Source organism: Duganella vulcania, assembly GCF_009857655.1.
Classification (GTDB): Bacteria; Pseudomonadota; Gammaproteobacteria; order Burkholderiales; family Burkholderiaceae_D; genus Rugamonas; species Rugamonas vulcania.
Map to the genome: position 1 here is coordinate 52,202 of NZ_WWCX01000009.1, position 19,996 is coordinate 72,197.

15 protein-coding genes are annotated in these 19,996 nt (G+C 66.4%); 9 read left to right on the top strand and 6 right to left on the bottom strand.

The annotated features are described in order from the left end of the window. Positions 1-9 precede the first annotated feature (9 nt). From GTP90_RS08730 to GTP90_RS08750, 5 genes are all read left to right on the top strand, one after another. Positions 10-1,248: an ABC transporter permease gene (locus GTP90_RS08730; RefSeq protein WP_161083131.1), complete on the top strand. Its 1,239-nt coding sequence runs from the start codon at positions 10-12 to the stop codon at positions 1,246-1,248. Next, positions 1,245-2,453: an ABC transporter permease gene (locus tag GTP90_RS08735; RefSeq protein WP_254451780.1), complete on the top strand. Its 1,209-nt coding sequence runs from the start codon at positions 1,245-1,247 to the stop codon at positions 2,451-2,453. Before GTP90_RS08730 ends, GTP90_RS08735 begins: the two co-directional genes overlap by 4 nt. 14 nt (positions 2,454-2,467) lie before the next feature. Continuing rightward, positions 2,468-3,901, top strand: coding sequence for a sigma-54-dependent transcriptional regulator (locus GTP90_RS08740; RefSeq protein WP_161083132.1), 1,434 nt, complete (start codon positions 2,468-2,470; stop codon positions 3,899-3,901). Next, positions 3,898-5,247, top strand: coding sequence for a sensor histidine kinase (locus GTP90_RS08745; protein WP_161083133.1), 1,350 nt, complete (start codon positions 3,898-3,900; stop codon positions 5,245-5,247). The genes GTP90_RS08740 and GTP90_RS08745 overlap by 4 nt, the downstream gene beginning before the upstream one ends. Positions 5,248-5,481: 234 nt before the next feature. Beyond that, on the top strand, positions 5,482-6,882 hold the full coding sequence (locus GTP90_RS08750; protein WP_161083134.1) for an L-cystine transporter: 1,401 nt from the start codon (positions 5,482-5,484) through the stop codon (positions 6,880-6,882). A 2-nt stretch (positions 6,883-6,884) separates the two neighbouring features. On the opposite strand, the gene GTP90_RS08755 is transcribed toward GTP90_RS08750, so the two are convergent. Further along, complete coding sequence (locus GTP90_RS08755; protein WP_161083135.1) at positions 6,885-7,634, bottom strand: hypothetical protein; 750 nt, start codon at positions 7,632-7,634, stop codon at positions 6,885-6,887. Positions 7,635-7,795: 161 nt separating this feature from the next. Here GTP90_RS08755 and GTP90_RS08760 point away from each other — a divergent pair, with 161 nt between their 5' ends. Next, complete coding sequence (locus GTP90_RS08760) at positions 7,796-8,038, top strand: hypothetical protein (RefSeq protein WP_161083136.1); 243 nt, start codon at positions 7,796-7,798, stop codon at positions 8,036-8,038. 46 nt (positions 8,039-8,084) lie between these two features. Here the strand turns inward: GTP90_RS08760 and GTP90_RS08765 are convergent, their stop codons facing one another. The 4 genes from GTP90_RS08765 to GTP90_RS08780 all read right to left on the bottom strand — a co-directional run bounded on the left by GTP90_RS08765 (position 8,085) and on the right by GTP90_RS08780 (position 14,873). After that, positions 8,085-9,497, bottom strand: a complete 1,413-nt coding sequence (locus GTP90_RS08765; RefSeq protein WP_161083137.1) for an OmpP1/FadL family transporter — start codon at positions 9,495-9,497, stop codon at positions 8,085-8,087. Between the two features lie 228 nt (positions 9,498-9,725). Continuing rightward, a complete protein-coding gene (locus GTP90_RS08770) occupies positions 9,726-12,947 on the bottom strand; it encodes an efflux RND transporter permease subunit (protein ID WP_161083138.1) in 3,222 nt (1,073 codons plus the stop codon). Positions 12,948-12,950: 3 nt separating this feature from the next. Further along, positions 12,951-14,186 (bottom strand): efflux RND transporter periplasmic adaptor subunit, encoded by a 1,236-nt coding sequence (locus GTP90_RS08775; RefSeq protein ID WP_161083139.1) that lies wholly within the window; start codon positions 14,184-14,186, stop codon positions 12,951-12,953. Positions 14,187-14,450: 264 nt separating this feature from the next. Further along, a complete protein-coding gene (locus tag GTP90_RS08780) occupies positions 14,451-14,873 on the bottom strand; it encodes a divergent PAP2 family protein (RefSeq protein ID WP_117015283.1) in 423 nt (140 codons plus the stop codon). A gap of 107 nt (positions 14,874-14,980) precedes the next feature. On the opposite strand from GTP90_RS08780, the gene GTP90_RS08785 reads away from it, so the two are divergent. The 3 genes from GTP90_RS08785 to GTP90_RS08795 are packed head-to-tail and all read left to right on the top strand — an operon-like array spanning position 14,981 to position 17,410. Beyond that, entirely contained in the window at positions 14,981-16,039 is a 1,059-nt protein-coding gene (locus tag GTP90_RS08785) for a DUF475 domain-containing protein (RefSeq protein WP_161083140.1), read from the top strand. Positions 16,040-16,076: 37 nt separating this feature from the next. After that, positions 16,077-16,448, top strand: coding sequence for a DUF8785 domain-containing protein (locus GTP90_RS08790; RefSeq protein WP_161083141.1), 372 nt, complete (start codon positions 16,077-16,079; stop codon positions 16,446-16,448). Between the two features lie 5 nt (positions 16,449-16,453). Further along, positions 16,454-17,410 (top strand): hypothetical protein, encoded by a 957-nt coding sequence (locus GTP90_RS08795; RefSeq protein ID WP_254451781.1) that lies wholly within the window; start codon positions 16,454-16,456, stop codon positions 17,408-17,410. Between the two features lie 202 nt (positions 17,411-17,612). Here the strand turns inward: GTP90_RS08795 and GTP90_RS08800 are convergent, their stop codons facing one another. Next, positions 17,613-19,925, bottom strand: coding sequence for a coiled-coil domain-containing protein (locus GTP90_RS08800; protein ID WP_161083142.1), 2,313 nt, complete (start codon positions 19,923-19,925; stop codon positions 17,613-17,615). Positions 19,926-19,996: the final 71 nt, after the last annotated feature.

A 19,996-nucleotide genomic window follows, 5' to 3' on the forward strand; every position in this document is an offset into this window, starting at 1 on the left:
GGGGACGCCATGTTCAGGAATTATCTGCTGACCGCGTGGAAGGTCTTCATGCGCCGCAAGCTGTTCACCGCCATCAACCTGCTGTGCATCGTGCTGACGCTGGTGGTGCTGCTGGTGGTCACGGCGCTGCTGCAAAACGCCTTCTACCCCAGCGGCGTCGAGGGCAAGAGCGACCGCTTCGTGCAGGCCATCATGATCGAGGCCCGCCACACCGAGGGCAAGGGCGTGCGCCGCAGCCCGCTCGGCTTCAAGCTGATCGACAAGTACATCAAGCCGCTGCCGGGTGTGGAGGCGGTATCGGCCACCACCATGCCGGAGACCGTGTCGGTGTACCAGGAGGGCCGCGTCAGCGAACTGCTGATGCGCCGCACCGACGCCGAATACTGGAAGATCCTCGACTTCAAGGTGCTGCAGGGCCGCGTGCCGGACCAGGCCGACGTCGACCAGGGCCGCTTCGTGGCGGTCGTCAACGCCAGCACCGCGCGCAAGCTGTTCCCAGGCCAGCCGGTGCTGGACCAGAAGATCAGCATTGGCGGCCAGTACTTCACCGTCATCGGCGTGGTCGAGGACGCCATGCACCTGAACGCCTACTCCGACATCTGGGCGCCCATCACCACCTTCCCGTCCACCGACTACCGCAACCAGATCTTCGGCAATTTCGCCTTCATGGTGCTGGCGCACACGGCAGAGGACCTGCCCCGCATCCGGCGCGACATCGAGGCTGCCGCCAAGACCGTGGTGTTTGACGATCCCAATCAGTACAACATCGCCCGCGTCTGGGGCGACAGCAAGCTCGACCTGTTCGCCCGCATGCTGCTGCAACAGGAAGGGTCCGATTCCGGCGCCGGCAAGCTGCTGCTGGTGATCGGCGGACTGATGCTGCTGTTCATGGCGCTGCCGGCGCTCAACCTGGTCAACCTGAACACCGGCCGCATCCTCGAGCGCAGCAGCGAGATCGGCGTGCGCAAGGCCTTCGGCGCCACCAGCGCCCACCTGGTGCGCCAGCTGGTGCTGGAGAACGTGCTGCTGTGCCTGGCCGGCGGACTGATCGGCCTGGCCTGCGCGCGGCTGGTGCTGTGGTGGCTGGAGGGCTCGGGTTTGATCCCCTACCTGCATGTGGAGCTGAACCTGGCCGTGTTCGGCATGGGCCTGCTGCTGGCGACCGTGTTCGGCCTGCTGTCGGGCGTGCTGCCGGCCTGGAAGATGTCCCGCCTCGACCCCGTCCACGCCTTGAAAGGAGCCGCATGATGCTGCGCCACCTATTGAAACTGATCTGGAAGCGCAAGTCGCGCAATATGATGCTGTCGCTGGAAATCCTGCTGGCCTTCGTGGTGGTGTTCGCCATCGCCGCGTTCGCGCTGCGCAGCTACCAGCTGTACCGGATGCCGACCGGCTTCAGCTACCAAGACGTGTGGTCGGCCTCGCTCAACGCCCGCAACGAGGGCGGCATCGAGGCCGATCCGCTGATCTACGATAAATTCCGCCAGAGCCTGAAGGCGCTGCCGGAAGTGGAGGAAGTCGCCTTCACCAGCTTCCCGGTCTACCAGGGGTCGACCTGGACCAGCGAATTCACGCTGCGCGAAGGCAAGCGCAAGTTCGTCTTCAACCTGTTCGAGATCAGCGACGAATTTCCCGCCGTGGTCGGCATGACGCTGGCCGAGGGCCGCTGGTTCTCCCGGGCCGACGACGGCGCGGCCGAGCGGCCGGTGGTCATCAACCGCCGGCTGGCGCAGAAGCTGTTCGAGGACAAGCCGGCGCTCGGCCAGGTGTTCAGCGAGAACGAGGACGATCCCAAGAAGGCGCCCAAGCAGTTCAAGGTGGTCGGCATCGTCGAGGAGTTCCGCAGCCAGGGCGAGTTCATGTCGCCGCCCAGCTTCATGCTGGTGCGCCACCAGACGGGCGCCGGCGGAGGCGGACTGGAGGCGATCCAGCTCAAGGTGCGCCCCGGCACGCCGCGCACCTTCGAGGCGGCGCTCAACCGCCAGCTCAAGCTGGTGCGCAACGACTGGAGCTACACCATTTCGCCGGTGGCCGACATGCGCACCTCGATGATCAAGACCCAGACCATACCGCTGACGGTGCTGGCCGTGATCGCGGCCTTCCTGCTGGTGATGGTGGCGTTCGGCCTGTTCGGCGTGCTGTGGCAGAACACCACCCAGCGCATTCCGGAGATCGGCCTGCGGCGCGCGATCGGCGCCGACTCCGGCCACATCTACGGCCAGATCATCGTCGAACAGATGCTGCTCAGCTCGGGCGCCATGGCCATCGCGCTGCTGTTGCTGGTGCAGCTGCCGCTGACCGGCGCGCTGGGCGACAGCCTGAACTGGACGGTGTTTTTGATGGCGGCGGCGCTATCGGCCGGCGTGATCTATCTGCTATCCTTGCTGTGTTCGCTCTATCCGGGCTGGCGCGCCGCGCGCCTGAGCCCGACCCAGGCGCTGCACTATGAATAGGCCAGTTTGAATTGATGGAATCATCCCGTAAAGAATTGTCCGGCAAACCGCGTATCCTGATCGTCGACGACGACAGCGCGGTACAGGTGTCGCTGGCGCTGCTGCTCAAGCAATCCGGCTTCGACACCGTGTGCTGCGACGACCCGCGCCAGGCACTGGAACAGCTGGCCCGCCAGCCGGCCGACCTGGTGCTGCAGGACATGAACTTCTCGCTGCGCACCAGCGGCGAGGAAGGCTTGCAGCTGCTGGCTGACATCAAGCAGCTGCAGCCGGCGCTGCCGGTGCTCTTGATGACGGCCTGGGGTTCGATCGCGCTGGCGGTCAAGGGCGTGCAGGCCGGCGCGGCCAACTTCTTCACCAAGCCGTGGGACAACGCCCAGCTGATGGAGCTGATCCGCACCACGCTCGACACCGCCGCGCCCGCCCCGGCCGGCTGCCCGACGCGCGCCGCGCTGGACGCCCAGTTCGATTTCAGCGGCATCGTCGGCGAGCATCCGCGCCTGTTGAAGGTGCTGGCCACCGTCGGCCAGGTGGCGGCCACCCGGGCGCCGGTGCTGATCCTGGGCGAAAGCGGCTGTGGCAAGGAGCTGATCGCCGACGCCCTGCACCGCAACAGCCCGCGCGCGGCGCAGGCCATCGTCAAGATCAACATGGGGGCGATCACGCCGTCGCTGTTCGAAAGCGAGATGTTCGGCCACGTGCGCGGCGCCTTCACCGACGCCAGGACCGACCGCAAGGGCCACATCGCCAGCGCGCACGAGGGCACGCTGTTCCTCGACGAGATCGGCGAGCTGAACCGCTCGGACCAGGTCAAGCTGCTGCGCGTGCTGCAGGACCAGACCTACCAGGCGGTGGGCGCCAGCCGCACCGAGCGGGCCGACATCCGCGTGGTGTCGGCCACCAACCGCGAGCTGGCCGAGCTGGTGGCGGCCGGCGAGTTCCGCGAGGACCTGTTCTACCGGCTCAACCTGATCACCATCCGCCTGCCGCCGCTGCGCGAGCGCCGCAGCGACATCCCTCTGCTGGCGCGCCACATCATCGGCCAGGTGTCGGCCAGCTACGGGCTGGGGCCGGCCACCATCGCGCCGGCCGCGCTGGAATGGCTCAGCGCGCAGCCGTGGCCGGGCAATATCCGCCAGCTCAAGCAGACGCTGGAACGCACCCTGCTGTTGGTCGGCAAGAGCGAACTGAAGCAGGCCGACTTCATCGCCACCGAACAGCACGAGCACGGCGGCGGGCCGGGCGGCCAGCGGCTGGGCGTGGACGGCATGACGCTGGAGCAGGTCGAGCGCCACATGATCGCCAAGGCGCTGGAGCAGCACCAGGGCAATATCTCGCGCGTGGCCAAGGCGCTGGGCCTGAGCCGCACCGCGCTGTACCGGCGGCTGGAGCGGCACGGCCTGGGCGGCGGTGTCGCGCCCGAGGCCGCCCACGAAGCGCGTCCATGAGCCTGCGCCACCAGCTGTATGGCTACCTGGCGGTCGCCCACCTGCTGTTCCTGGGGCTGACCATCACCCTGTTCAAGCAGGCGCCATTGTTGATGCTGGGGCTGGAGGCCGCGGTGCTGCTGAGCTTTGCGCTGGGTGTGCGTCTGGTCCGGCGCGCGCTGGAGCCGCTCAGCTACACCCGCCACTTCCACGACCTGCTGCAGGACCAGCACTACGCGGCGCGCCTGCAACAGAGCGGCGATCCGCAACTGAACGAACTGGTCCAGCTGTTCAACACCATGCTGGGCGCGCTGTACCAGGAGCGTTTGCAGCTGGGCGAACAGCAGGGCTTCCTCGACCGGCTGCTGGAGGCCACGCCAAGCGCGGTCATCGTGTTCGACTTCGACGGACGCATCAGCCTGCTCAACGCCAGCGCGCAGGCGCTGCTCAAGCGCGACGACGCCAAGGGCCGGCCGCTGTCGGCCTGCCTGCCGGCCGACAGCGGCGACTATCCCGGCCTGCTGGCCCAGCTCGACGCGCTGCCGCTGGGCGAAAGCCAGCTGCTGACCGACACCGACGGCCGCCGCTACCGGGGCCAGCGCGGCCGCTTCTACGACCGCGGCTTCGCCCGCCACTTCCTGCTGGTCGAGGAGCTCACGGCCGAGCTGGAGAGTTCGGAAAAAGCCGCCTACGACAAGCTGATCCGCGTACTGGCGCACGAGGTCAACAACACGGTGGCGGCCACCGGCTCGGTGCTGGACTCGCTGCTGTACTACCGCAGCCAGCTGGCCGAGCGCGACGGCGAGGACTTCAGCACCGCCATCGTCGCGGTCAAGCGGCGCAACGTCAGCCTGGGCGAGTTCATCGAGCGCTTCACGCGGGTGGTCAAGATGCCGGCGCCGGAGCTGCGGCCCAACGCCGTGCGCGACGTCATGGACGACATCCTTTATTTGTATCGGGAGCCCTGCCGCAGCCGCGGCATCCACATCGGCTGGCAGCGCTGCGACAACGTGCCCGCCATCGCGCTGGACCGGCACCTGATGGAGCAGGCGCTGCTCAACGTGGTCAAGAACGCGATGGAAGCGGTGGAAGCCGGCGCGGGCGGCGACAAGCGCATCGACCTGGTGCTGGCGGCCGAGGACGGTGGCGTGCGCCTCTCGGTGATCGACTCCGGCGACCTGCTGGGAGATGTGCCGGCGCGGCAGCTATTCACGCCCTTCTTCACCACCAAGAAAGGCGGCCAAGGCATCGGCCTGCTATTTGTGCGCGAAGTACTGAACCGACACGGCTTCAGCTACCGCCTGGCCGCCACCGGCCAAGGCACAACCCGCTTCGACATCTGGCTCCAACCCGGGGGTCAAGTCTGACATTCGGACACGGGCTCCGCCGTACAGCTTTGGGGTCAAGTCTGGCATTCGGACACGAGCTCTGCGGTAGCGCCCGCTACCGCAGAGCTCGTGTCCGAATGCCAGACTTGACCCCAACATCGTTTGGCGCATATGGTTATCGCCAAATATTCTTCCTGGCGTCCCAATCGCATATAAAATGGCCGCTTCTTTACCGGCCTCGGCCACATTCCTTCTCGCAGCAAAGGACAGTCCATGACGATCAACGTAATTCTTAACCTGCTGGCGGCACTGGCCCTGCTCGGCGTGCTGTATGCGCAGCAGCGCAGGCATGCGTCGTTCTCGGTGCGGGTGTTTACCGGCATGGGCCTCGGCGTGCTGCTGGGCGCGGCGCTACAGGCGCTGTACGGCGCCGCCTCCCCCGCCCTGCAAACCACCGGCGATTATCTCGACATCGTCGGCTCCGGCTACGTCAAGCTGCTGCAGATGATCGTCATGCCGTTGATCATGGTGTCCATCATCTCCGCCATCCTCAAGCTCAAGGGCATCAACTCGCTCGGCAAGATCAGCGCGCTGACCATCGGCATGCTGATGCTGACCACCCTGATCGCCGCCGGCCTGGGCATCCTGATGGCCAAGGTGTTCCACCTGAGCGCGGTCGGCCTGACCGCCTCCGCCGCCGATGTCGCGCGCGGCGTCTACCTGCAGGGCAAGGTCGAGGCGGCCCAGGCCATCTCGCTGCCGAGCATGCTGCTGAGCTTCATCCCGGCCAATCCCTTCCTCGACATGACGGGCGGGCGCAAGACCTCGACCATCGCGGTGGTGATCTTCTCGGTGTTCATCGGCATCGCCGCCACCGGCATCCACGACAAGAAGCCGGACGTGTTCGCCTCGTTCGAACGCTTCATCCAGGTCGCCCACGCCATCGTCATGCGCATCGTCACGCTGGTGCTGCGCCTGACGCCGTACGGCGTGTTCGCGCTGATGGCGCAGGTGGTGTCGACCTCCAGCTACACCGACATCCTGCACCTGATCGACTTCGTGCTGGCCTCGTACAGCGCGCTGATCCTGATGTTCTGCGTGCACCTGGCGATCGTGTCCGGCACCGGCCTCAACCCGGCGCGCTACGTGAAGAAAATCCTGCCGGTGCTGACCTTCGCCTTCACCTCGCGCAGCAGCGCCGGCGCCATCCCGATGAGCGTGCAGACCCAGACGCTGCGCCTGGGCACCTCGGAAGGCATCGCCAACTTCGCCGCCTCGTTCGGCGCCACCATCGGCCAGAACGGCTGCGCCGGCATCTATCCGGCCATGCTGGCGGTGATGATCGCGCCCACCGTCGGCATCGATCCGTTCACGCTAAGCTTCATCGCGCCGCTGCTGGCCATCATCACCATCGGCTCGGTGGGCGTGGCCGGGGTCGGCGGCGGCGCCACCTTTGCCGCGCTGATCGTGCTGTCGTCGATGAACCTGCCGGTGGCGCTGGCCGGCCTGCTGATCTCGATCGAGCCGCTGATCGACATGGGCCGCACCGCGCTCAACGTCAGCGGCTCGATCGCGGCCGGCACCGTCACCAGCCGGGTGCTGGGCGAGACCGACCTGCGCGTGTTCGCCAGCGACGCCGAGCTGCCGGTCGACAGCGACCGCAAGGCCGCCTGATCCTACTTGGCGTCGATGGTGATGGAAATGCCGTCGACGATTTCCGACATCTGCAGCCGGATCAGTTTCGGCACGCCGGCCGTGGTGATCGAGTACGTCGTGCTCACGGAGCCCTGCAGCTTGTTCGAGCCATCGTAGACGGTGCTCAGCATTTGGACATTGAGGCTGTTGCTGTCGTCGCCGGCCGTCGTGACATAGGTGATTTTTTGCGTCGCGACCAGCGTGCGCTTGGTGCTGTCCGAGTAGCAGTTGTAGCTGGCCAGGTCACCGCTCTGTCCGGCCGTGGCGCTGGCCGGATAGCCTGCCGTGCTGGTCGCCACGCAATAGTTGCCCGGCTCATTCGAGCCGATCGGCGCGTACTGGGCATTGACGTACAAGGGGCTGGAAATGGACAGCGGCTGCGTAACGCCGTTGCCGGTCAATGTGCCGCTGATCGTTTCCGTCGCCTGCATGGCCGCGACGCCATTGAACGTGGCGTTGACCGCGGCGCCCAGCGTGTAGGTCAGCGTGCCCGACAGCGGATAGGTCACGCTGCCGCTGCTGGTGCTGCCCGAGATCGCCAGGCTGGACTGCATGCCGTGCGTGAACGCGTAGGCCAGCCCTTGCTGGACCGGGACACTGGTGACCACCGTGGCGGCGGTGCTGTTGCCCGGCGAAGCGCCGCCGCCACCGCCACCGCACGCAGCCAAGGACATTGCAATCAAGCCAGCCAGGGCCAGCGGCGCGGTCTTTTTCGACATCTGCACGATCATGTTTTCTCGCTCAAGTTGATGAAAATCGGAATAGTGACAGCCTAGCATTGTTGTCGCACGACAATACTCTCCAATAGTCACCACGCTGGAGGCGAAAAATAGCGGGAACCGCCGGACGGCCACGCGGTCTAATTTTTTCCCTGAGTTGAAAGGAAAAAATGATGACTACGATCTCCCTGACTTGCCGACTGTTGCTGGGCGCGGCCACGGCGGCCGCCTTGCTGGGCGGCTGCAACAAGCACGCGGCGGACCAGCCGCCTACGCCCGCCGTCAACACGCCGGAACAGACCACGCCGGCCACGCCGCCCAACAACAACACGACGCCCAACACCACCACGCCCACCACGCCGCCAGCGGCCACACCACCGGCCCAGGGCAGCGCGCCGCCTGCAACCACTCAATAGGCGTAAAAAAAGGGCCCGTAGGCCCTTTATGCTGCGTCGTTTCGGTTTAGAACTTGTAGTTGTAAGCGATGCCGATCAGCGACAGGTGGGTCTGGTACGTGCCGCGCGTGGTTTCGCCGTTGCCCGTGCAGGTGGTCATCACCGGGTTGCACTTGTTGGTGTAGTTCATCGACGCGTCCTTGAAGTCCAGGAAGCTGTACGCCAGGTCGATCGACGAACGGGCATCGAGCTTCCAGTTGGCGCCGATGGAGTACTGCATGCGGTCGCTGTCCGGCAGCGCTGGATGGGTCAGCTCGGCGTTCTTGACGGGCGACTCGTCGTAGGCGATACCGACGCGCAGGGTCAGGTTTTCGTTGTAGGCGTAGTTGCCGCCCAGCGAAACGCGCACGGTGTTCTTCCACTGCTGACGAATGACTTCGGCGCCTTCGGTGGTGCCCGGGAACTGGATGTCCAGGTCGCCCAGACGGTTGTGGCGCACGAAGGTCACGTCGGCCATGCCGGCCCATTTGGCGTCGAACTGGTGGAACACGTTGGCCGACAGCGTCTCAGGCGTACGCAGCTCAACCAGCGCGGCCGAGTTGGCCTTGTTCGACGACTTGGCCAGCACGCCGTTGACGACCGGGTCGGAGGTCACTTTCGAGAAGTCCCACACGGTGCTGCCGCGCAGCTTGTGCGAGATCGACGAGCGGTAGGACAGGCCGAAGCGGGTGTCCTTGTCCAGCGTGAACATATAGCCCAGGTTGAAGCCCCAGCCCCAATCCTTGCCGTCGTTGGAGCCGTGGCCGTCCTTGGCGGTGGCCAGCAGTTGCGGGTTGCCGCCCAGCAGAGCGATCTGCTTGGCCAGCGCCGCCGATTGCGGCGTGCCGCGCAGCGCGGCGATCGTGCCCGGCACGTCGACGGCCTGGCCCAGGCTGGCCTTCATGAACTCGGCGTCGATGCCGAAGCCAAAGGCGTGGCGCTCGTCCAGCTTGAACGAGGCCGACGGGTTCAGCGTGATCGATTCCAGCTTCACGTCGGACAGCGCATAGCGGCCGGTCCATTCGCTGCCGTAGTTGATCTTGGTACCGTATGGCACGAACATGCCCATGCCGACGGTCCACTTGTCGTTGAGCTTTTTGCTCAGGTAGAAGGCCGGCGCGGTGACCGAGCTTGGCACGTAGTCGTTGGCGCCGGTGCCGCCGGTCGGGGTGCCGGTGAAGCGGGTCGAGCCGCTGTCGTTGAAGGTCGAGTGTGGCACAACCACGGTGGCGCTGCCGCTGATCTGCAAGCCGTCCAGGCGCGACAGGCCGGCCGGATTGTAGAAGATGGTCGATGCATCGTTGGCTTCGGCGGCGTTGGCGTCCGCCGTGCCCTGGGCCGATACGCTCTGCGAACCGAAACGGTAGCCGGACGCCTGGGCGCCCACGGACATGGCGCTCAGAGCGGCGGCAATGATCAGGGGGAGGTATTTGTGTTGCATGGTGGTCTCGCTTTATAAGTAGGCGGCTCTGCGCCAGGTTTTTCTGGATTTCTTGCGCCAAAACCGGTGCAGGAAGGCCAGCAGCATACTACATTTATAAAACTATTCAAAAGGCAAGTCGTTAGAGTTAAAACTCTAATTAATACCTTGAAACCGAGCAGTTGCTCTGCATTGGCCGCGTAAAAAAAGGGCCCGCAGGCCCTTTTTTAGTGTCGCTAAAACAACGACTTAGTGCGGATCCAGCGCGCCGGACGACACGCCCCGGCCGCCCTTGCCCGTCACCTTGTACACCACCCACATCACCATGCGGAACAGCAGGCGCACGAAGATCAGCGTCAGCAGCGCCTCGACCAGCGTCATGACCAGCGCCGGCGCCGCCGTCCAGCGCGCCGCGCGGCGCTGGAACTTGGCCAGCGCGCGGTCCTTGGCGATCTCGATGCTGTCGTAGAAGGTCGGCACCACCAGCAGCGTCAGGATGGTCGAGGTGATGGTGCCGCCGATGATGGCGATCGCCAGCGGACGGTAGAACTCGCCGCCCTCGCCCAGCCCCAGCGCGACCGGGAACATGCCGGCGATCAGCGCGAAGGTGGTCATCAGGATAGGACGCAGGCGCATGCGGCCGGCGTACATCAGCGCGTCCTCGCGGCCGTAGCCCTCGGCCTCGCGCTTGCGGGCCGCGTCCAGCAACAGGATGGCGTTCTTGGCGACCAGGCCCATCAGCATGATGACGCCGATAAAGCTCATCAGGTTCAGCGTGCTGCTGGTGACCAGCAGCGCCAGCACCACGCCGATCAGCGACAGCGGCAGCGACAGCATCACCGCCACCGGCGCCGTGAACGAGCCGAACTGCATCACCAGGATCAGGTACATCAGGCCGATGCCCATCACCAGCGCGATCGCCATCTCCGTGAACAGCTCGGTCTGGTTCTTGCCGTCGCCGCCCAGGTCCAGGCCGTAGCCCGGCGGGTAGTCGATCGAGTTGGCCAGCTTCATGGCGTCGGCCGTCACCTCGCCGGGCGAGCGGCCCTGGACGTTGGCCGACACCGTCACGGTGCGCTTGCCGTTCTTGTGCTCGATGGTGGACGGGCCCTTGCCCATCGTGATCGTGGCGATCTGGTCCAGCGGCACCATCTGGTTGGTGCCGGTCACCGAGATCGGCAGGCGTTCGATGTTTTCCGCGTTGACGCGGTCCTCCGGCGCCAGCCGCACCGCGACGTCGCGCGATTCGCCGGTCGGGTCGACCCAGTCGCCCACCTCGACGCCGGCGAACGCCACCCGCAGCGATTGCGCGGCGTCGTTGACGGAGATGCCCATCGAGTTGGCCAGGCCACGGTTGAGCTCGATCTGCAGCTCGTTCTTCGGATCCTGCTGCGACAGGCCGACGTCCACCGCGCCCGGCACCTGGCGCAGCTTGTCCATGTAGGCGTTGGTGATCTCCATCAGGCGGCGCGAATCCGGGCCGGTGAATTCGATCTGCACCGGCTTGCCGGAGTTGCCCAGGTCGTCGATCACCGAGATCTCGGCGCCGGCGATATGGCTCATCTTCTCGCGCAGCTCGGCGCCGATCTGGAAGGCGGTGCGCTTGCGGTTCTGGCGCTTGCCGATGTCCAGGTAGATGCGGCCGCCGCCGGCGTTGATGTTGGAGTTGGTGTCCTTGGTCTCCGGAATCGTGCGGGCGATGGCGGCGATGGTCTCCATCTTGCGGCGCGCGATCTCCACGCTGCCCGACGGCGGCATGCGCACGTCGATGGCGATGGTGCTGCGGTCGGCCGCCGGCAGGAAGCTCGAGCCGCCGAACTTGGCGTGCAACACAATGGCGCCGACGAAGGTGCCGAAGGCGATCATCGTCATCCAGCGGCGGTGGTGCAGCGCCCAGGCGATCACGTTGCCGTAGCGGTCGGACTGGTGGTCGAACCAGTCGTTGAACTTCTGCAGGAACTTGCCCAGGCCTTTTTTCGGCGCCGTGTGGTGGTCGACCGGGTCGCCCCAGTAGGCCGACAGCATCGGGTCGAGCGTGAACGAGATGCCCAGGCTGACCAGCACCGAGCAGGTCACCGTCAGCGCGAACGGACGGAACCATTCACCGGAGATGCCCGGCATGAAGGCCACCGGAATGAACACGGCGATGATGGAGAAGGTGGTCGCGGCCACGGCCAGGCCGATCTCGGCGGTGCCGTTCAGCGCGGCCGTGCGGCGGTCAAAGCCCATCTGCATGTGGCGCACGATGTTTTCCCGCACCACGATGGCGTCGTCGATCAGCACGCCGATCGCCAGCGACAGGCCCAGCAGCGTCATGAAGTTCAGCGTGAAGCCGCACAGCCACACGGCGATGAAGGCCGCCACCACCGAGGTGGGCAGGCTCATCGCGGTGATCAAGGTCGAGCGCCACGAGTTCAGGAAGGCGTACACCACGAAGATGGTCAGCACCGCGCCCAATACCAGCGACTCGATCACGTTGTTCAGGCTGCGCTGGGAATCGTCGCCGCCGTCGCGGGTGATCTCCAGCTTGGTGCCGGCCGGCAGCGTGGCGTTGACCGCCTTGATTTCCTCGCGCAGCTTGGCCGCCACCGACACCGTGCTGGCGTCGCGCGAACGGGAGATGGCGATGCCGACGTTGGGCTTGCCGCTGCGGATGCTCACGCCATCGACTTCGGCGAAGCCGTCCTCGATCGTGGCCAACTGGGCCAGGCGCACCACCTCGTCGCCGCGGCGCTTGACCACCACGCCCTCGAATTCGCGCGGGGTGATGATGCGGCCCACCAGGCGGATGCTCTTCTCGTCGAGCACGCCGCGCACCTTGCCCACCGGCGCGTTGGTGTTCTGGTTGCGCAGCGCGTTGACCACCTCGCTGACCGAGACATTGTATTCACGCAGCTTCTCGGCGTGCAGCAGCACCGACAGCTCACGCTTGAGCGAACCGTTGACCTGCACCTGCGACACCCCGTCCACCGCGCGGAAGCGGTCCGACAGCGTGTCCTCGGCCAGGCGCGAGATCTCGGCGTGGCTCTGGCTGGTCGACGACAGCGAGATCTGCATCACCGGATCGGAGGCCGGGTCGATGCGTTGCAGAATGGGCTCGCGCATCTCCAGCGGCAGCTTGTAGCGCACCGAGGCGATGGCGTTGCGGATCTCGTCGGACGCCTCGATCAGGTTCTTCTTGAAGCTGAACTCGATGAAGATCTGCGCCGAGCCTTCGTTGGCCGAGCTCTCGATCTTGGTGGCGCCGGAAATGGCCAGCAGCGGCTTCTCCAGCCGGTTGACGATCTCGCGCTCGACCGTGTCGGGCGAGGCGCCCGGGTACGGCACGCTGACGATGATGAACGGCACCTCGACGTCCGGGTTCTGGTTGACGCGCAGCTTCTTCAGCGCCAGCAAGCCCAGGCACATCATGGCGACGATCAGGACGATGGTCGCGATCGGCCGTTTGATACTGAAATCGGATAAGAACATGGATCAGTTCCCTTTCGGTGCGGTGCTTGGGGAGGTCGCGGCCGAGGCCTGGGCCGCGCCGTTGCCGGACGCTGCCACCTTCGGCGCGGTCAGCTCGACGCCCTGGCCATCCTTGTAGCCGGAGTTCGGCACGCGCAGCACGCGGTCGCCGGCGGCCAGGCCGCTGCGCACCTCCCACTGGCCGGTGCGCGGATCGCGCACGCCGATGGTCAGCGGCGCCTTGCTCAGCGCCTTGCCGTTGACGCGCCAGGTGTAGCTGTGGTCGCCGCTGGTGACCAGCGCCGAATCCGGGATCATCAGCGCGTTCGAGACGTCGGACTCGACCCGGCCCTCGGCGTACAGGCCGGCCACACCCGGCATGTCCTTGCCGGCGAACTCGACGAGTACCTCGACCTGGCGCGTGACCGCGTTGGCCGACGGATCGACCCGCTTGACGCGGCCGCTGAAGTCGCGGTTCTGGTAGCCGTTGATGCGGAAGCGCACCGGCTGGCCGACCTTGACCACGCCGATCTTGTCGGCCGACACCAGGCCCTCGAAGCGCATGCTGGCCGGGTCGATCACCTTGATCAGTTCCTTGCCGATGGCGGCGGTGTCGCCGTTGGACACCTTGCGCTCGCTGACGATGCCGTCGAACGGCGCGCGCACCTGGGTGCGGGTCAGCTGCTGGTGCGCCGCGACCGAGCGCGAGCGGGCCGCCGCCAGCTCGCTCTGGGCGTTGTTGCGGCGGATCTCGGCATCCTCCAGCGCCTGGGTCGACACCATGCCCGACGAGCGCAGCGTCTTCTGGCGCTCGAACATGCGGGTGGCCTGCTCCAGCGACTGCTGGGCGGCGCGGGTGGCCTCGTCGGCCGAATTGAGGGCGTCGCGGATCGAGGTCTCGTCCAGGCGCACCAGGATGTCGCCCTTCTTCACCGCCTCGCCGTTTTCTTTCATTACTTGCAACACCACGGCGCTCACCTCGGCGCGCAGGTCGGCCTTGCGCTCGGGCTGGACCGAACCGGTGATGACCGGACCGGACGCCAGCGCGTTCGATTCAATGGTCAGCAGGTCCTCCGGCGCCAGCGACAGCACGGCCGGGGCGGCGTCCTTGCCGTCCTTGCCGTCCTTGCCGCCCTTGCCATCCTTGGCGGCGGCGGTGGCCGAGGCGCTGGCGCCCGCCTTTTCAGGCTCCTTGGAGGACTTGCCGCAGGCAACCAGGGCTGAAGCGACGGCGAGAGCTAGAAGGGTTTTGCGCAACATACAGTTCTCCGAGAAAGTGGCACGTGGGTGCTATTAATAGCTTGTAAAGTTTTAGCCAGACTACAGGGCGCAGAGTATCCCTGAGTGTCCGAAAACGGTCAATGCAAGTGCGACTGGACGGCAAAAAACGTGGCTGAATTGCCAAATGCTGGGATAAACGGTGAATTATCAGAAGTATCAGGATAGGCCGGAGCGGCCAAAAGAACAGCAAAACCGCCGGGTAGCGGGACGGCGCGCCAGGACGGCGCGCCGGAAAAGGACAGATCAGCCGCGGCCGAACACGGCGTGGATGACGTGGGCGATGGCGATGCCGGTGCACAGGCCGCCGGCGATTTCCACCAGCGTATGGCCCATGCGCTCGCGCAGCCAGTGGTGGCCGGCGTCGTCCTTGGCGACGCGGTTGATCGCCGCCGCCTGCTTGCCCACGTGCTGGCGCAGGCTGTTGGCGTCGATGACGACGATGAAGCACAGGGTGACCGCCACGCCGAAGGCCGGATGGCCGATGCCCTCGCGCAGCGCGATCAGGGTCGCCATGCTCGACACCACCGCGCTGTGATTGCTGGGAAAGCCGCCGTTGCCGACCAGGTTGAAGGCCCATTTGCGCGCCTTGGCGCTATTAATCAGAAACTTGATCGGTCCGACCGTGATCCAGGTGATCAGCGGGGTGACGAGATAAGCGATGTCCATCGATGGTTCCTTTGCATTTTTGTGGCGACATTATCGCAGAAGGGTCCCCAGCGACGGAAGCAAGTAATATAAAATTCAGCCCTGTCCCCATTTCCATAAAAACAACGATGCAACACTTCAGACTCTCATTTGCCGTCACCCTGGTCCTGATGGCGCTGGCCGCCTGGTGGGGCTACCAACACGGCGGCACCACCGGCCTGCTGCAGGCGGTGTGGGTGGCCGCCGTGCTGGGCGTGATGGAAGTGTCGCTCTCGTTCGATAACGCGGTGGTCAACGCCTCGGTGCTGCGGCACTGGGACGCGTTCTGGCAAAAGCTGTTCCTGACGGTCGGCATCGTCGTGGCCGTGTTCGGCATGCGGCTGCTGTTCCCGCTGCTGATCGTCTCGCTGGCGACCGGCCTCGGCCTGGCGGACGTGTGGCACATGGCCACCGCCAACCCGGCCGAATACTCGAAACACCTGACCGGCGCCCACGCCCAGGTGGCGGCCTTCGGCGGCGCCTTCCTGCTGCTGGTGTTCCTCAACTTCCTGTTCGACGAGGAAAAGGAGCTGCACTGGCTGGGCTGGATGGAAAAGAAAATGGGCCAGCACGGCACCGAAACGCTGGCCGTGCTGCTGGCCTTGGGCGCGGTGTTCGGCTGCGTCGGCCTGGTGCCGATGGAGGAAAAGTACACGGTACTGGCGGCCGGCGTGATCGGCGTGGTGGTCTACCTGGCGGTCGGCTGGATCAGCACGCTGCTGGAGGAAGAGCCGCCCGAGGACGACGACGACATCACCGAGGCCGGCGTCGGCGCGGTGGTGGCGACGGTGGCGCGCGGCAGCATCGGCGGCTTCCTGTACCTGGAAGTGCTGGACGCCTCGTTCAGCTTTGACGGCGTGATCGGCGCCTTCGCCATCACCAGCGACGTCGTCATCATCATGCTGGGACTGGCCATTGGCGCCATGTTCGTGCGCTCGCTGACCGTGTTCCTGGTGCACAAGGGCACGCTGGAGGAATACGTCTACCTGGAACACGGCGCCCACTATGCGATCGGCATTCTGGCACTGATCATGCTGGCCAGTGTCAAATACCATGTGCCGGAATGGCTGACCGGCTTGTCGGGCGCGGCCTTCATCGCCGTATCGCTCTGGTCGTCGATCCGTCACAAGCGCCGGCTGGCCGCGTGATAAGATTAAAAACATTGCACTCAACTCAAGCCTAACCATGACCACATCCAAACGCGTCACCCTCTACCTCGCCGGCCTGCTGGGCGCCGCCCTGCTGCTGTTTGCCGCCTACACCTGGGTCATGCTGCACGTCTCCTACTCGGACGGCGAACGGGCGGGCTACCTGCAAAAGTTCTCCAGCCGGGGCTGGGTCTGCAAGACCTGGGAAGGCGAGATCCTGCTGACGTCGATGCCGGGCGCGATTCCCGAGAAATTTGAATTCAGCGTGCGCGACGACGGCGTCGCCCAGCAGCTGATGGCCGCCACCGGCAAGCGCGTGGTGCTCAGCTACGCCCAGCACAAGGGCGTGCCGACCCAGTGCTTCGGCGAGACCGAGTACTACATCACCAAGGTGCAGGTCCAGCCCTGAGCGCCATGTCCAAGCGCCCCGCCCTCCTGCTCGCCGCGCTGCTGACGGCGGGCGCCGCGTCCGCGCAGGACCTGTCGATGCAGGGCGGCGGGCTGCGCGTCAGCGGCAATGGCGAGCGCTCGTTCGCGGTCGGCGTCAACTACGTCCAGCCGTACGGCGACTATCTCGCGCTCAGCCTGGGCTACCTGAATGAAGGGCATCCGGACAACCACCACCGCGACGGCGTGTCCGGCCAGGTGTGGCTGCGTACGCCTGTTAACGAGCGCGGCATGTCGTGGGGCGTGGGCGTGGGCCAGTACTATTTCTTCGACACGTCGCGCCCGCACGGCGGCGGCGAGGCCTATATCAACGACCACGGCTGGGCGCCGATCTACAGCGTGCAAGCCACCTGGCACCATCCCAGCAACTGGTACACGCAGGTGCAGCTGAACCGCGTCGTCCCGAGCGGCGCCAAGGATCCGACCACCTCGCTGCTGGTGGGCGTGGGCTACCGTTTCGACACCGTACGCGGCGACAAGCTGCACCTGGACGGCGGCAAATCCACCGACGACACGCTCACGGTGCTGGCCGGGCAGAGCATCGTCAACAGCCTGGAGTCGGAGCGTTCGCGGGCCGGCACCATCGAATACCGGCGCGCGATCGGGCGCTATGTGGACTGGACCGTAAGCGGCCTGCGCGAAGGCACCTCGGCCGGCACGCACCGCAGCGGCGTGGCGACACAGCTGTGGCTGATCCGTTCCCTGAACCGCGAGATGGAATTGGGGATGGGTGTGGGGCCATACCTGGCCTTCGAACTGCACGACGTGCCGGGCACGCGCTCGCACCAGGCGGGGCTGGTATCGGTAGCGGGGCGCTACCACTTCAACAAACGGGTGGTCGGCACGCTGTCACTGAACCGCGTCGTCACCGACTACCACCGCGACGCCGACCTGCTGCTCATCGGCCTCGGCTACAACTACTAACCAACAACTTGGGGTCAAGTCTGACATTCGGACACGAGCTCGGCCGCTTGCGGTGGGGTCAAGTCTGACATTCGGACACGAGCTCGGCCGCGAACTTGGGGTCAAGTCTGGCATTCGGACACGAGCCCTACCGTAGCGAAGCACTACGGTAGGGCTCGTGTCCGAATGCCAGACTTGACCCCAATTTTTTGATCGCAATTTTTTAGCGGGCGCGCCAGACGGCTTTGCCGGCTTCGGCTGGCGGCGCCAGGCGGGCCGCTTCCTTGCGGGCGCGCGCGGCGTCCAGCGTGGCGACCACTGCGCCCTCTTCCGCTTGCTTGCATTCGCCAGCCGCGGCGGCCACCTTAGCTTGCACCGCAGCCAACGCTTTTTGCGCGGCGGCGTGGCGGCGGGTTTCCAGTTCCAGCAATTGCTGCTTGGCGGCGGTCATCGCGGCGGTGGTGTCGGCCACTTTGCGCTGCATCGCCGCGTGCGCTTGGGCAGCCTCCAGCAAGGCCTGCTGCGCGGCGGCCTTGTCGGCCACGGCCTGCGTGGCGGCCTGCTCGGCCAGCTCGCGCTGATGCATCGCGTCGGCCTCGGCCTGCTCGGCGTCGGCACGCTGGCGCGCATTGGTCGCCACGTTGCGCTCGGCTTCCAGACGGCCCGCGATCGCTTTCGATGCGCGGATTTCCGAGGCCGTCGTCAGACGCTGCTGCGTCAGCTTCTGGTCGATCAGCGCCAGCGATTGACGCTCGGTCTCCACGAATTCACGTTCTGCCAGCAGCAAGGCTTCGGCAGCGGCAGCCTTCTCCTGCTCGACACGGGCACGCTCGGCATGCACCACACCCAGCTCAACCGCCAGACGCGCCTGCGCCGCCAGCGCCTGCCCCGCGATGGCTTTCTGTTCCGCCTCCAGCGATACCTGCTGCGCCATCACGCGCGCCGCTTCGGCTTCCTTGTCGGCTGCGGCGGCCAGGCGTTGCTCGGCTTCCTGCTGCTCGCGATACGCTTCGGTCTGCGCGCGCTCGGCGGCGATGCGCTGCTGCGCCGCGTCGCTGGCTTCCTGTTCCGCTTGCAGCTTTTCCTTCAGCGCGGCGATGGCTTGCTGCTCGGCGACGGCACGGGCCTGCTCGGCCTGCAGCAAAGCCTCGGCCTGCGCGGCCTTTTGCATGGCCAGCGCGTTGGCCTGGTCCTGCGCCTCGACGTGCAGCGCCAGCGTGGCGATTTCCTGCTGTTCGGCGGCGTTCTGGCTGGCGGCCAGCTCGGCGGCGGCGCGCGACAACGCCGCGCGTTCCTCGGCCAGCTCGGCGGCGCGTTGCTGTTCCAGGCTGTCGGCGCGGGCCGCCTCGGCGGCGGCTTCGTCGGCGGCCTGGCGCAGCTTGGCCTGCTCCAGCGCCTGCGTTTCGGCCTCGACCTTGGCGTGGGTTTTCAGTTCGGCTTCCTGCTCGGCCTGCACGCGGGCCAGCGCGACGGCGCGCAGTTGGCTGTCGACTTCGATGCGCGCCTCGGTGGCGGCCAGGATGCTGGCATCGGCGTCGCGGCGCGCCTGGGCGCTGGCGGCGGCCACCATCTCCAGGCGCTCGCGGTGGATCGCCGCGTCGCGGATTTCCTTCTCGGTTTGCAGGCGCAGATGCAGCGACTGCGCGGCGCTGCGCTCGGACTCGGCCTTGGCCAGCGCGATCTGCTCACGCTCCTGCTCCAGATGCGCCAGCGCGCGGGCTTCCTCCAGCGCGCGCACCTCGGCGGCCGCGCGGTTGAAGGCCGATTCCAGCGCGATCTGGTCGGCACGTTCGCGTTGCACAGTCAGGTCCAGCGCCTCGGCCTCGGCTTGCGCCAGCATCTGCGCCGTCTGGCGCGCGGCATGGGCGTGGCGCTCGCGTTCGCGGGCCAAGGTGGCCACGCGGGCGTCGGCCGACGCGATGCCGACCACCTCTTCCTTGGCGGCCTGCACGGCGGCCACGCGCTCCACCGCCTGCAGGCGGGCTTGTTCGGTTTGCGCAGCCAGCTCCTCGGCGGCGCGCGCGGCCTGCTCGGCCAGCTCGGATTCGGCGGCGATCTGTTCGTGGGCGCGCTTGCGGCTTTCGTTCTCGGCTTTGGCGCGCTGCTCGGCGGCGACGCGGATCTGGGTGTCGGCCTCGACGCGGGCGCGCAGCTCGGCGGTTTCCTGTTTGACGGCGTCCAGGCGGGCCACGCTGGCCTGGGCGGCGGCGCGCAGCGATTCCAGGCGCTCGCGGTTGGCGGCGATCGCCTCTTCCGACGCTTGCGCATTCTGCAGCGCGACAGCGGCGGCGGCCGCGTCCATGGCGGCGCGGTCTTCGGCCAGCGCGCGGGCGCGGGCTTCGGCGTGGGCGCGGTTCTCTGCGGCGCAGGCGGCCTTGGCATCGGCCTCGACACGGGCGATCGCTTCCTGGATCGCCTTCATTTCCATCGCGGCACGCGGGGTATGGCTTGGTTCGTCCGGGTCATGCAGCGATACCAGTGGGAGCAAAGTGACGCTGTCTGGTGCGCTGTCTTGTTTGGCCAGTTGTGCTTGCATGAGAGTTCTCGCTAGACGATATGCCCCGGCACCCACCGGGACTTCTGAGTTCTCATTATCAAGCAGGCGGC